Annotated in this window: 13 protein-coding genes; 6 read left to right on the top strand and 7 right to left on the bottom strand. The window is 33.5% G+C overall.

Annotated features, from left to right (window positions below):
* Positions 1-343: 343 nt before the first annotated feature.
* Genes HMPREF9449_RS08835 through HMPREF9449_RS08850 form a run of 4 tightly spaced genes read right to left on the bottom strand, consistent with a single transcriptional unit; the run spans position 344 to position 6,271 of the window.
* Positions 344-775 carry a hypothetical protein gene (locus tag HMPREF9449_RS08835; RefSeq protein ID WP_009136912.1) on the bottom strand — a complete coding sequence of 144 codons (432 nt, stop codon included), beginning with the start codon at positions 773-775 and terminating at the stop codon, positions 344-346.
* A 4-nt stretch (positions 776-779) separates the two neighbouring features.
* Positions 780-1,427 carry a fasciclin domain-containing protein gene (locus HMPREF9449_RS08840; protein ID WP_009136913.1) on the bottom strand — a complete coding sequence of 216 codons (648 nt, stop codon included), beginning with the start codon at positions 1,425-1,427 and terminating at the stop codon, positions 780-782.
* Between the two features lie 18 nt (positions 1,428-1,445).
* Positions 1,446-2,960, bottom strand: a complete 1,515-nt coding sequence (locus tag HMPREF9449_RS08845) for a RagB/SusD family nutrient uptake outer membrane protein (protein ID WP_147640039.1) — start codon at positions 2,958-2,960, stop codon at positions 1,446-1,448.
* 11 nt (positions 2,961-2,971) lie between these two features.
* Positions 2,972-6,271 carry a SusC/RagA family TonB-linked outer membrane protein gene (locus tag HMPREF9449_RS08850; protein ID WP_009136915.1) on the bottom strand — a complete coding sequence of 1,100 codons (3,300 nt, stop codon included), beginning with the start codon at positions 6,269-6,271 and terminating at the stop codon, positions 2,972-2,974.
* Between the two features lie 279 nt (positions 6,272-6,550).
* On the opposite strand from HMPREF9449_RS08850, the gene HMPREF9449_RS08855 reads away from it, so the two are divergent.
* Together HMPREF9449_RS08855 and HMPREF9449_RS08860 are read left to right on the top strand one after the other, a co-directional pair.
* Positions 6,551-6,790 carry a helix-turn-helix domain-containing protein gene (locus HMPREF9449_RS08855; protein ID WP_009136916.1) on the top strand — a complete coding sequence of 80 codons (240 nt, stop codon included), beginning with the start codon at positions 6,551-6,553 and terminating at the stop codon, positions 6,788-6,790.
* A gap of 373 nt (positions 6,791-7,163) precedes the next feature.
* On the top strand, positions 7,164-7,400 hold the full coding sequence (locus tag HMPREF9449_RS08860; RefSeq protein WP_009136917.1) for a helix-turn-helix domain-containing protein: 237 nt from the start codon (positions 7,164-7,166) through the stop codon (positions 7,398-7,400).
* Positions 7,401-7,501: 101 nt separating this feature from the next.
* On the opposite strand, the gene HMPREF9449_RS08865 is transcribed toward HMPREF9449_RS08860, so the two are convergent.
* The 3 genes from HMPREF9449_RS08865 to HMPREF9449_RS15890 all read right to left on the bottom strand — a co-directional run bounded on the left by HMPREF9449_RS08865 (position 7,502) and on the right by HMPREF9449_RS15890 (position 9,614).
* Positions 7,502-8,239: a leucine-rich repeat domain-containing protein gene (locus tag HMPREF9449_RS08865; RefSeq protein ID WP_009136919.1), complete on the bottom strand. Its 738-nt coding sequence runs from the start codon at positions 8,237-8,239 to the stop codon at positions 7,502-7,504.
* A gap of 624 nt (positions 8,240-8,863) precedes the next feature.
* Positions 8,864-9,199, bottom strand: coding sequence for a peptidase associated/transthyretin-like domain-containing protein (locus tag HMPREF9449_RS08870; RefSeq protein WP_009136920.1), 336 nt, complete (start codon positions 9,197-9,199; stop codon positions 8,864-8,866).
* Between the two features lie 121 nt (positions 9,200-9,320).
* Entirely contained in the window at positions 9,321-9,614 is a 294-nt protein-coding gene (locus HMPREF9449_RS15890; RefSeq protein ID WP_009136921.1) for a hypothetical protein, read from the bottom strand.
* Positions 9,615-9,852: 238 nt separating this feature from the next.
* On the opposite strand from HMPREF9449_RS15890, the gene HMPREF9449_RS08880 reads away from it, so the two are divergent.
* Genes HMPREF9449_RS08880 through HMPREF9449_RS08895 form a run of 4 tightly spaced genes read left to right on the top strand, consistent with a single transcriptional unit; the run spans position 9,853 to position 13,314 of the window.
* Positions 9,853-10,518, top strand: a complete 666-nt coding sequence (locus tag HMPREF9449_RS08880) for a virion core protein, T7 gp14 family (protein WP_040611301.1) — start codon at positions 9,853-9,855, stop codon at positions 10,516-10,518.
* 2 nt (positions 10,519-10,520) lie between these two features.
* A complete protein-coding gene (locus HMPREF9449_RS08885; protein WP_009136923.1) occupies positions 10,521-11,693 on the top strand; it encodes a hypothetical protein in 1,173 nt (390 codons plus the stop codon).
* A gap of 47 nt (positions 11,694-11,740) precedes the next feature.
* Positions 11,741-12,478, top strand: a complete 738-nt coding sequence (locus HMPREF9449_RS08890; protein WP_187118594.1) for a phosphoadenosine phosphosulfate reductase family protein — start codon at positions 11,741-11,743, stop codon at positions 12,476-12,478.
* A gap of 11 nt (positions 12,479-12,489) precedes the next feature.
* Positions 12,490-13,314, top strand: coding sequence for a DNA cytosine methyltransferase (locus HMPREF9449_RS08895; RefSeq protein ID WP_009136925.1), 825 nt, complete (start codon positions 12,490-12,492; stop codon positions 13,312-13,314).
* The last annotated feature ends 9 nt before the right edge of the window (positions 13,315-13,323 follow it).

Here is a 13,323-nt window from a genome sequence, read left to right on the forward strand (position 1 = left end):
CTGTTCAACATATAGTCCACGTAATATAACCGACAATATGTGCCTTTATATTCTGTCACAAATCCACATCTTAGGATAGCTGCAACTTCTCCGGCCCTTCCTACTTCTAGAACTTTATTAACCGCTGCAATCCCTTTTACATTACCTATAATTGCGAAATTTGTACCATTTGATTGTTGTTTATCTCGATTATTCGTACAATAATCGCTTATAAATTTACCACCCTTTATTACCTGCTAGTATAAAAATGTAATTTAAAAATAAGGAGACGGATACGGGGGTTATCAAAAGATAATTCAGTGATGCTGAATAAGGCGATTCCCGTACCGTCTCCAAATAAGGTTTATTTAACTACTACTTTAAATATTTCAGGCAGAATGATAGAGTTATCTTCATTATAGACCAGAATGTCAATAAAATATTCACCTATAGGTATAGAATGATTATAGGCGATCTCAATTACGGCTTTACGAACAATGCCGAATTGGGATAAAATATCCTCTGATACATTTTTCCCATATTCATCGCGGATAGTATTTATTTTGTAATGAATAACCGGTGTCCCGTCAATTCCCTGAATAGGCGAAGATTGATAGGGTTTTTGCAAATTGATTTGTATGCTATCCGATGTATACGGATCTAACATAGTTTTTACAACCAATGAATCGGGCGTATAGGCAGCATTTTCCGTATCTAAAAATCCTATTTTTATTTTTTCACAAGAAGAAAAGGTTAATAGGATTAAGCAAATAATAAATAAATATTGGTTTTTCATTTTATTACTCATTTAAATGAACGACAGGATTTACAAGTAGAAAATCATAATCAAGAGAATGGACTATACCATTATCCGTTTGATGATCGGATGAGGCAATAGAACTCTTAAAACCAGTTTGGATAAAATGGATCGCCAGAATATCAGCACCTATATCTGGTACATCATAAAAATCACCATGTATACGATATACTCGTAGTTCTAAATTAGTTAAAGTTGTGCATAGCGAACCTCCTTCATTTGTCCCTTTAATTTCATAATTAAAGGATTCCCGCATTCTTCTGCCAGGAATAATATAGGAAAGAATCATTTCACGTGCCATTTCTACAGGAATATCTGAAACTGATTGATATATACGGTTATTTTCGTTATCCACTGTTTTAAATAAGAATTGATATATAGAGAAATTTGTTGGAGCAAAAAAAGTCAATTCAGGATTGTCTGAAACTTTGCCATCCAATAGAGGTTCTAATCCTGCATGTTGTATCAATATAACAAGATCGGAATAGTTTTTAGGGTCAGAATTTAGATACTCCCATATTGTTCCGTTAAATACACCATTTGCTTTACCAGTATCATGAAAATTATCTTCACAACTTACGAAAAGAAATAAAGTAATACTTAGTGCTAAAATAATTGAATATGTTTTCATTTTGTTTGTTTTAAAAAATTAGATTCTGAATTGGATTTGCCAATAGACTGTTTGCTTCATGGCAGGATTATTATTAAAAGCGACTTTGGGTAAAGGAAGAAATAAAGCGCCGTTAAGAACATCTTGTTCAGAAAGAGTAAGGAAATTTCCTTTCAAATTTTTATTATAGGTATGATTACGCATATTATCGAAATAACGGACAAGGCATTGAAAAATAAGTTCTTTGTCGCGTTCTAATTGAATAGCTATTCTAAGGTCTCCTTCCTCAGGCGTATAATCATCTACTCCGGCTCTTTGTCGGATTATATTCAGATCACTTTTTGCACCGGATAGGTCATTAGTAGCAGCCTTCATTTCTGCTCTAAGTAAAATGATGTCGGCCAAACGAAATATGATCTCATTTGCATCGTAGGTTTTCATCTGCCCCTTCTTATTACCATCATTGAAGATAATGGGATACCTCCAAATTTGGACATAAGCGGCATCTTGGGTAATAGCAGAAGATTCTTCTGCCATTTGTTCAAAATCTTTAAAATAAGCTGTTCTACGTAGATCATTTTTTGAATATAAATTGGCAACCGTAGTGTTATTAATACGGTAATTTCGTTTTGTTGCAGGTGTTGTATTGGGTTGGATTGGCCAACGTTGAATTGCTCCTGCAATATAACCTGCATAAGATTTGTATTCGCCGAGTAATTCACTATAAGTAATTTCAAATATGCTTTCTTTAGAATTGCCACGCATGACCTTAGTGCAAACTTCTTCAGGGTTAACAACCAATCCATAATTTGGGTCATTTATAACCGCTGTAGCTGCTTCTATTCCCTTGGTATAGTACATAGGTTCTTTCCCGAACCCTGCAAGCCATGCGTAGGCATGTGCCAATGTCGCGTTTGCAATTCCTTTACAAGGAATTTGTTTATTTGTTATGATGTTACCTTTAGAATCACGTAATTGATCAACAGACGGAAGTAACTGAACAGCCTTTACCAAATCATTAATAATAAAAGAAGCAATTTCTTTCCAAGGAGTACGTCCTTTTTGTCCGATATCGTTACTTGAAATTACTAAAGGTGCATCGCCCCATAATCTTATAATTTGGAAATAGGTGTATGCACGAAGGTAAAGTGCTTGGCCCAAATAAAAATTATATCTGTCCTGAGATAAATTTGCCCGATCAATGTTGTCAATTATTAAATTAGCCTGAGCAATAATTTTATATTCATTTGCCCAACTCAATTCCGGCGATGAGGTTGTATAACCGGAGAGATCATTAGATTGACTTTTATTCCATTTAGCCAAACTTAGGTAATCTAGAAGTATACCTCTATCACGATAATACTGTGTATAACTTCCAATCGCGTCTCGAAAAACTGTATGTAAACCATAGACCGCACTTTCAACATCCTGTTCTGTTTTCCAAAAATTTATATTAGTTGCAGAAGTTTCGGGTTCTTGTGTTAAAAAGTCATCACAAGACATCTGTATAAAACTAAAGCAGCTTATAATAAGAAAGAGAATTATTTTTTTCATCATCGTATTTTTTAAAATTCTTTTGAAATTCCAAACGTAAATTGTCTGGAAACGGGTAACGCATTTGCCCGATCAATGCCCGTAGCTGGATCGGTGTTCTCAGGATTATTACCTTTATAGTTAGTAATGGTAAATGGGTTTTCAACATTAAAAAAAATCCGGGTGTTATTGAAAATGGATTTGCGGATCGTATATCCTAAAGTAATAGTTTGACATTGTATGTAGTATACCTTTTGTGCATTAGAAGCTAAGTTGGATGCAAAATTATTTAATCCTACATTAGCCGCATTACGTGGGAAATCTGCTTTGTCACCGGGGTAACGCCAAAAATGAATTTTATTCAAGTTGTCAATTAAATAGGGCTTCGCTATATCTATTGGATTGATTTCTATAGTCGTGCCTAAAGATGCCCATTTAGCAGTATTAAGTATCCATTTTCCAATAACGTAATTAAATAATATATTGAAATCAAAATTTTTATATGTTAGATTTGATGAAAATCCTCCTTGTATTGCTGGTTGAGGAGGACCAATATAAATCCGATCATCTGCCAATGAACCATAATTATATATTTGCCCGTTTCCGTCAACATCCATAATTATCCTATCTCCTTCACGGTAAAAGGCATTTCCGTTTCCTGCGAGATATTTTAGTACGTTGCCATCCCAATAGCGGAATACGTCATTTTGAGAGTTGTATATACCCCTATCATCGAAAGCATATATACCGTATAGTCCTTTACCAATAATAGATAAATTATTAGCAAACCGAGCATCCGGATTTTTAAAATCTCGTCCATTTGCACTTCGTGTAAGTATATTCCAGTTTTTAGATATATTAAACCCAATATTTAAATTCAATTTTTCATTTCGGATAAGATCGGCATGTAATTCTAATTCAAAACCGTAATTATCTACTCCAAACATATTTTGCCAATATCGACGAACAGCTGTATGGGTTCCGGGAACTTCAGGGTTATAGAGCATTCCTGTGGTTCGTTTGAGATAATAATCTGCTACTGCTGTAAGCCGCCCACCCCAAAAAGAAAAATCAGCACCAATATCATATTGATCGGTTTTTTCCCATGTCAAATTTCGGTTTTCTAAACCCGAATTCCACTCCATTGTTACTGTTGGCTGGCCCATAAATGGTAAGTACTGTTGAAGCTCTCCAAAAGCAACGTAAGGAAATTCAAAAATACGTCCTGTTTTTCCGTAAGAAAACCTTAACTTAGCATTATCAAGAAAATTTTTCGACCAATTCATAAAATTTTCCTTTGCTATATCCCACGCAACAAAATACGACGGGAACCATGCCCAGCGTACATTTTCTCCGAAGCGACTTGAAGCATCACGGCGAAGGGTTGCGCCAATGAAGTATTTTTTTGCATAATTATAATTGATACGTCCAAAAATTCCCACCATTGTGGACTTTTGGTAATCTGAAGTAAAATCTTTGAGAGCTCTATTATTATCTGGATCATATACACTACCTTGCCAAGGCACATAATGAATTAGATCTGATGCAGCCCGTTTCCCATATCCAGAAATGTTATTACTTTCGTCTTGCTGTAAAGAAAACCCCAGTAAAGCATCAAAATTATGCACATCATTGAAAGTATGTTGATAAGTCAAAAGATTGTCATTTAATAACATTAAATGACGTGATATTGCGCCAGAACTATAAGTTTCTCCATATTCATCTAATTCGGATGGTTTAAATATATTCTGATTATTTTGTACAAAATCTACTGCAACGGATGTTTTAAGCGCAACTCCTTTAATAATATTATATGTTAAATCAAAGGAAGAGCGGAGACGATAGACATCATTTTTTTGTAAAGTTTTATCATATCTTTTGGTGAGTTCATCAAATGCAGGTGTACCTTTTCCCGGTAAAACAGTACTGGTGTTCAAAAGAAAGTCGGGATAAGTAGAATAGTCGTATTCAGATAGATTAAACATATCAATTCCCTTATTTGCTGCGGCATTATCTTGATAAGATAAATAAAATCTGAAATTACCTTGTAATTTATTAATTGGCTTGAAGCTAAGATTTGAAAAAGCACTTAATCGTCGATGTCCTGTTTTACGTAATGTACCAGTCTGATCGTAATATCCTAAACCAACTGAATAAGCAATATTTTGCGCACCACCACGCACTTGAAGGTTTGCGTTTATAACACGTGCAGGATTAAAATAATAATCAAAGTAATCTGTGCTGTTGTTGTAAAATGGGTTGAGGGAGTCTTGGTAGATTCTCAAAGAAGCTCCATTCCCTTTATTCCAAAAGTAATTAAAATCGGCACCATTTTGATAAGCTTCTTCAAAGGACGCTGGATATTTATAAGTATTTGTCTCTTTATCAAAGTATACTGATGCATAATTTTCCAAAGCCTCCATCCTGAAAAGTCGCTCTGCATTCCCACCAATGCGGTCGATAAGTTTTGGACGTGCTATAGCTGTATAGCTAAAATTAGCACTAATTTGTGCTTTTTGATTATATTTTCCCTGTTTAGTAGTAATCATCACTACACCATTTGCCGCGCGGGAACCGTAGATGGCCGTAGCAGCAGCATCTTTTAAGACGCTGTAGCTCTCTATGTCGTTTACATTTATAGAGGTTAAGACATTGCCCCCTACACTTAGATTAGTCTCATCGCTTGCTATCACATTATCAATAACAATAAGTGGTTGACGACGTTTAGAAAGTCCTAGATCTATATCCCCTCGTATACTTATATCAACGTCTTCGGCTGCTCCTGTAACCTGAGTAATACGAACACCTGCTGATTGACCTTTTAAGGCAAGTACAGAATTACCTACAATTCGGTTTTCAAGTTGCTCTGCCTTAATGACAGAAACAGATCCCATCACTTCGTCTTTACGTTGCGTACCATAACCGACAACGGTTACCTCCTCCAATTCATTCACATCTTCTTGAAGCTGAACTTTCATTACTATTCCAAATTGATATGTTTTTGTTAAGGATTTAAATCCAACACAAGAGAATGTAAGTATTCCTTCTGCTTGTGATAACAAAATTGAAAACTCCCCATTGTTATCAGTAGCCGTTCCTATTGTTCCCATCCTGACCGTTGCGCCAGGTATAGGGAACCCTTTTATATCGATAACTGTACCTTTAATGAGGTATGGAGGCTTGTCTTGAAAGTTTGATATAACAGAAAGCTCTGTACTTCCATAAGATGTAAAAAAAGAAAAACATAATAACAAAATGATCTTAAATCCATTTTTTATTTCATGATTTGTTTTTTGAGGCTTAGACCCCTTATTTTGTGAAAAATGTTTCATAATTTTGAATGTTGATTAAATAATAATTATTTGATTAATAAAGAGCGTCTAATGGTTTGAGAGGCCAGCGGGACGCTCTTTTTTTATAACATTAAGGTGGAGCGCGCGTATTAATAGTTATTAATGCTATTACCTTAATTTTATGTAGAAAATTAAAGTAAATAGAGTAAAATATTAGTCGGGTTAATCTCATATAATAATTATAATATTCCAAAATGCTCTACCAGTAGAGCATCAATGATTACAAAAAAATCTTTCATTTACAAATAATTGAAAGCTATGAGGCCGAAAGAAAAAACACCCATTCAATTATTTGTAAGTAAACAAGTTAAAACATTACGTGAGGAACGAGGTTTGACACAAGAACAATTCGCTGAAAATATTAATCGCTCGCGAGTTTTTTTCGCAAATCGGGAAAATCCTCATTGTGCAATGTCTTTTAATTTGGAGATGATTAATACAATTGCGAAAACATTTAATGTTTCGCCTAAATATTTTATGCCTGACGAGGGACTGTAATTCCAAAATGTCCAACTGTTTCATAATTTAAAGTATTAGTCAAAAAACATAAGGCGTAAACTACTTCATCTACTTTGTATTGAAGGTATCGCCAAACACCTTATCGTTTTATAGAATCCATAGTTCACGCCTATAAGCAGTGAACTATTTTGTCTATTGTCTTAACGATAATATATTTAGGCGATTTATTCAATACAAGACGTTAGAACAAAATTTTCTCACTTTCAGATTTATCTAATCCTGTTAACAAGATTTATTTTCCTTAGCAGAAACTAAAATTTGACTTCTTTTTCCATTTTTCCTGTGTATAGACAGTGAGACTTAAAATAAAATAGCACTTTCTTGCATTATTGAAATCTTAAAAAGTGTTGTAATGAAATGTGCTATAGATCAATATGTAATTAATAAAGTCAGAACATTAAGAACTGAATTAGGCTTTACTCAAGAAGACCTTGCAGAAGCTGCCAAAATTACTTCCGGATTTATTGGAGACGTGGAAGCTGGAACACGAGATACAAAATATAACCTGAGGCATTTGAATGCTTTCGCAAGACTTTTTAAATGTTCTCCTCAAATATTCTTACCCAAAGATCCGCTTCCTGATGATTAATTTCTTCTTCTGGCGGAGCACGTTGTAAAACAGTATTTAATTTAATTCTTTGTACTTCTTTATCAAACACTAATACGTATGTTTCGCGGACGACTGATATATCATTTTTTTTCAATGTTTTTTTTCTTTTCCTTTGGAACATATACATAATTCCAATTTTTTCTTTTTATATCTTGAATAAGGATCGGTGACATGGCCGAAGGCATACTACATAAAAATTTACCAGATATTTTTTTTATAGGTAGGCCAAAAACAGTTGATGCTATGTTATGTGGATAAATTTCACAATTAGATATGTCTATATATATTAATTTGTCACAACCTATAAGATTTATTGAAATAAAATCATTTCCAGCAAGTTGCAGAATTAACAATTTTGTAAAATATGCAACATTCAATTCTTCTAGTTGATTATTATTACATAGGAGATGATTTAAAGAATCTTTAATATTGGGGAGAAGAAGTTCTTTTAAATTATTGTTTGAGCAATCTAGAGTATTAAGATTACAACATTCTCTTACATCAAGATGCTTTAAAGAATTATTAGAACAGTACAACCTATTTAAATAGTTACAATTCATTAAGGTAAGTTGTACACAATTACAAGAAGTAACGTCTAATTTTCGCAATTCAATAGCTGAAAGGATAATATCATATATGCCAGGATCAAATGTATGACTATATGATTTTTTGTTTTTTCTAATTGTTTCTCCTATCATTAGAGAGACTTCGGAAGCAACGAACTTGATAATAATCTTTCTTTTCGTTTCTAAAGCTATTCTGATTGTTACAAGTCCAACACTTCCCATTAGCGGATTTGAGGAATCTAGTGTTTTCATTTTTAGATTATAAAGCGTGAAACTTATTATTGTAAGCCTCTGAAATCGCCAAACCTCATCTCTTACGATAATAACATTCCACGCTTTTATGTGGATGTTAATGAAGTAAATAAGAAGATGAGTAATTTTTGGCGATTAGAGACTTATTACATTCATTATTCTTAATTTCTATGTATCAAATGTCAGATCATAATTTCATTATTGAGTAAAAAAATGCGGACTGGGGCTTTCGCCAGTCTCCGGAATCGCCAAACCCCATCTCCTAACTACTAACCCACAGCCCGCAAATTTTATTGCGAACTATGAGTGTATTTAAGAGATTCATTAATTTGGCGATTTTTGAGACTGGCTACACTCCTTATAACTATATGTTATCCTTTTCCTAAATCAACCTTCTATATTTTAGTTTTTTCTTTGTGGAACAAATATATAAAAATCTTTAATAAACTTAGCTATTAGACGTAAAAAGTGGGATTATTCCGATTATCTGTATAGTTTTGGCTCGCCTAAGCCTTGTAGAGCAGAATTTACGCAATAATCCCACAAAAAGATTTACGTTTTAACTTGTTCTACAGATTTTATAAAAGGCGATTTGAACTAAACAAGCATCATCGTACGAATACGTTATTCAGAAGAACTATGAAAACTAAAATTCACTTCATTGTTAATTGAAGAAATCGGTGAACTTGTTTGATCACTTTGACTTGAATAACCATCCGGAGTACGTGCATTGATTTGCTGGCCTGACATTACTGACAAGTCATAACTACCGTCACTCCAAGTAGTAGTACTATTTGTTTCGTCTTGAACACAGTAAACTTCAACACCTTCAATACCACTACCGAATTCATCGGATACAACTCCGCTTACTTTAATTGCTGACATACTTGCCGTCAAAGTAAGTCCAAAACAGACGATGATTGCTATCATCAATCCTGTCAATGATAATTTTCTTTTCATAACCGCTAAGTTTAAATTAATATATACCTCAGAAAGCGAGGTTCTTCAAATTTAATATAATTATTTTAAAATTCAAAATTTATTTAAAACATATTTTCATTAAGTTAATATGTGCTTGCAATCAAAGTTTATTGTCAGGTTGTTTAGTGTTATCCTGAAATAAACGATTTATTAAATTGTTCACAACAGAAGTTGTTTCCTCATTTGTTTCTTTATCGCGCGCCGGAGGAACAATAAATTTTAATAAATTAATAAAAGCGGATACCCGTTCGGCAGGTTTCAATTTTTTTAAATCTTTCATTATACTATCAAAGTTATCATTTACAAACTTAGCAATCAGTTCTTTTGTTTCTGAACTAATTTTATTTTTTGAACCTTTAGGGCGTCCATTAGGATTATTTGTTTGTCCTTTCATTTATCTATAAATAGCTATTTTATCTCTATTTTGTATATATTTAGGCAAACGATCTATCTTGTAAAAAACAAGAATTTACAGAAGCTCCATTTCTATTAGATTGAATGCTATACTTGATTATTACCCTTCTTATTATCCATTCAAAGAAAGTCAAGCCCTCTATAAGTTTACTAATTTACAACTTGTAAGTGAATCTAATAGTTATTTCTTCACCAGTCGAGATGTAAATTATAAAAAGATGAAAAATAAAAATCATACAATAATGTTTTTAGTATTACTGACGATTATAACACTTCTTTGTTTTATCAGTTTTAGAGAAAATATTTTGTGTAGTGGTTTTTTTGGTTCAATTGTAAAAGGAATTACAGGTATTGGATCTTCCCTTTTTGGAGGAATAAAATCAGGTAAAGAACGCAAAAAAGCAGCAAAAGCATTAAAGGAAGCCCAGGAACAAATAAATCAAGAAAGAGCATTTAATGATACTCTTTTTAACAGAGAATATTATCAGGATTTTTTACAAAGATCAGAAAATCAAGCAGCCTTAAGAATGCTTAGAGAACGATTAAAACGTGAGAATCAAGCAACAGCACAACGGGCTGTAATTACTGGTGCTACTCCAGAATCAATGGCAAAAGCTAAAGAATTATCAAATAATACATATTCGGATACGGTTTCACGAATAGCAGCAAACAGTAGTAATGCTAAAGAAAATGTAATGAATCGTTATTTGAACTTTAGAAATAATCTGAACAAGCAGTTACAAAATGTTTATGGACAAAAAATGAATTTGCATAATCAGAATGCTACGCAATGGTCAAATTTAATGCAAAACGGTTTAAACAGTTTGACGGAATCTTTTGCAGAAGCAGATAATGGATTTTTAAGTAGTCTGTTTAAAAAGTAGTTATGGGACTTTTAGATTATATTTATAATGAGGGAAAAGGTGGGAATGAAGAACAACAAAATGAAAAATCGGTAGAAGACGAGAAGAAGTTATTGCAACTTAAACCCCCTTCTATGCCAGAAGAAGATTTTAAAGCAGCTTTGTCGGTCTTCTCCCCTGAACGAATTTCGGAATTATATAATGGTTTTGACCCTCAATCAACCAAACCATTTTATGAGCAATTGTATAAAGTAGTCAAAACTTCTCCCGTTGAGCCAGATGAGAAACGTTTACAGGCATCCCGTAATTTAGCTAGTTTAGGAGATGCTCTTTCTCTTATTATCCAATCTATTGCAGCTACACAAGGTAGTTTTATTGAAAAACGAGATCCTCGATTATCTGCTTCCCATCAAGCAGATTTAAATATTCAACGTTTGAAAGATGTTTATAAAAAAGATAAAGAAGTCTATGATAACGGATTGATCGGTGCGCAAATGAAAGATATAGAAGGAAATCAAAGTTTATATCAGCATGACCGGGCTGCACTATTGAATTTATTAGCAAAAATGAGAGAAGCTAATTTCCGCAATAAGCGTTTTATAGGAGAAATGAATTACCGGTATGATAAGTTGAAAAATGATGAGAAAGAACAAAAATTACGTATCCGTCAACTTGCTGCCAGTAATCAGCTGAAAAGAGAGAAATTAGATTGGGATAAAGCAAGACATCAACTTATACAAAAAGATACTCCTAAAGGTTATATTGATTTTTATAATAGTCAAACGGGTATGACTTATCGTGTTGCGGAGAAGAAATGGAAAGCAAATTATACTCAAATTTTTAATCAGATTAAGAATGATCTTTTTAAAATATATCCTCTTCTGAAAAGTGCAGAGAAATTGGGTTCTCTTAAACCTTCCGAAAAGGAAGAATACGTCAAACAGTTTATGTATGATAATCCTGACGCAATAGGTTTTTTGGAAAGCATCGCTGACAAAAAATTTCAAGACGGTACACCAATTCCAAAACCAGAAATACCCCAATTGACCGAGATTCAATTTAGAGCAATTTCGGCTCTTGCCCAAAAATACCAGAAAGATGAAATAAAAGCTTTATCGGAAATTGCAAATTTTTTGAAATCACAAGGTTTCAAGCAAGAAGATGTGAAAGCACTACTAAAAGCGATACAGGAATGACAGTTCTAAGTAATAAGATTTATGAATCTATCCGGTTAATAAGGAAAATGGAAAAAGTTGCGTTGCAATATTCCCCTTTCGGCTATCATGTTGCCTTTTCAGGAGGAAAAGATAGTCAAACAATTTTAGAGCTCTGTAAAATGGCAGGAGTAAAATTCAGAGCATTTTTTTATAAAACTTCTGTTGATCCGCCGGAATTGCTAAAATTTATTCGGACGAATTATCCGGAAGTAATTTGGCTAAAACCAGAACGTACAATGTTCCAATTAATTTTGGATAAAAAAATACTCCCCTTGCGCAATTGTCGATTTTGTTGTGAAATTTTAAAAGAACGTCGTGGACTAAACGAACTGACAATTATCGGGGTGCGTAAGGAAGAAAGTTATCGTAGAGCAAAACGGCAAGAGTTTACTATGGAATGTAAATATGGAGCTGATAAGTTGTTGCTTTCTATCATACTCGAATGGACTACGCGTGAAGTTTTTGAATTTCTAAGAAAAAGGGGTATTGAAATTTGTTCGCTCTATTCTGTATTTAAGCGAATAGGTTGTATTGGTTGCCCTATGAACAATAAAGCTCAGCGACGAGAACTTATGATGTATCCTTTGCATCGTAAAGCATATATAAACACAATCATAAAATTACGTAAAGTTGGACGTTATCTGGATTTTAGTGATGCTGAAGATGTTCTTAACTGGTGGTGTTCAGGTAAAAGCAAAAAAGTATATCTGGCAGAAAAGAAACAACTTCGCTTGTGGGATAATAATTCAGAATTAGCAGCTTAAACAACTTAAATATGGAAATAAGAAAATACACTCATGGAAGTCTTTTCTCTGGGATTGGAGGATTTGATTTAGGAGCAAAAATGTCTGGTATACCAACATTATGGAACTGTGAATATGAGGAGCATAAACGAAAAATTTTGAAAAGACATTTCCCTAACTCCTACCAATATTCAGATGTGTGTACGCTTAGTAATCCTCCTTATGTAGATATTATTAGTGGTGGATTTCCTTGTCAAGATATATCAATAGGAAATAATTCAAATAAAAATTTATGGAGAAATGGAGAAATCGGAATTAAAGGTGAACGTTCAGGATTATGGCGAGAGTTCGCCCGAATTATACACGAGGTTAGACCTTGCTATGTCATCATTGAGAATAGCCCACTACTTGCCAACAGAGGATTTGAAAAAGTGCTATATGATCTTACCCAAATCGGGTATGACTGTGAATGGCAATGTTTACAAGCTACCCAATTTAGCTACCCGCATCGGCGAGAAAGAATTTTTGTTATTGCCTACCCCAGCAAAATCAGACGCATATATCATTCTCAAATCTTCATGCCAGTTGAAGAAATATTATCAAAATGGACATCAAGACAAAACATTATACCAATGCCAATTAAACGGTTTAACTCCGAGTCAAACTATGAACGTGTACGAATGGATGATGGGTTTTCCACTGGACTGGACATTAGAAGAATAGAAGATTGTGGAAATGCTGTTATTCCCGAAATTGGAATGTATCTTTTTGAGTGTATCAAAGAATTTGATAAGGCTTATTCCAATGTTATTGAACAAGGACTATTAAATAATGAAAGTTTAAAAATTGCAGCTTAATTTCTATGT

Origin of the sequence: Odoribacter laneus YIT 12061, assembly GCF_000243215.1 — a bacterium.
GTDB lineage: Bacteria > Bacteroidota > Bacteroidia > Bacteroidales > Marinifilaceae > Culturomica > Culturomica lanea.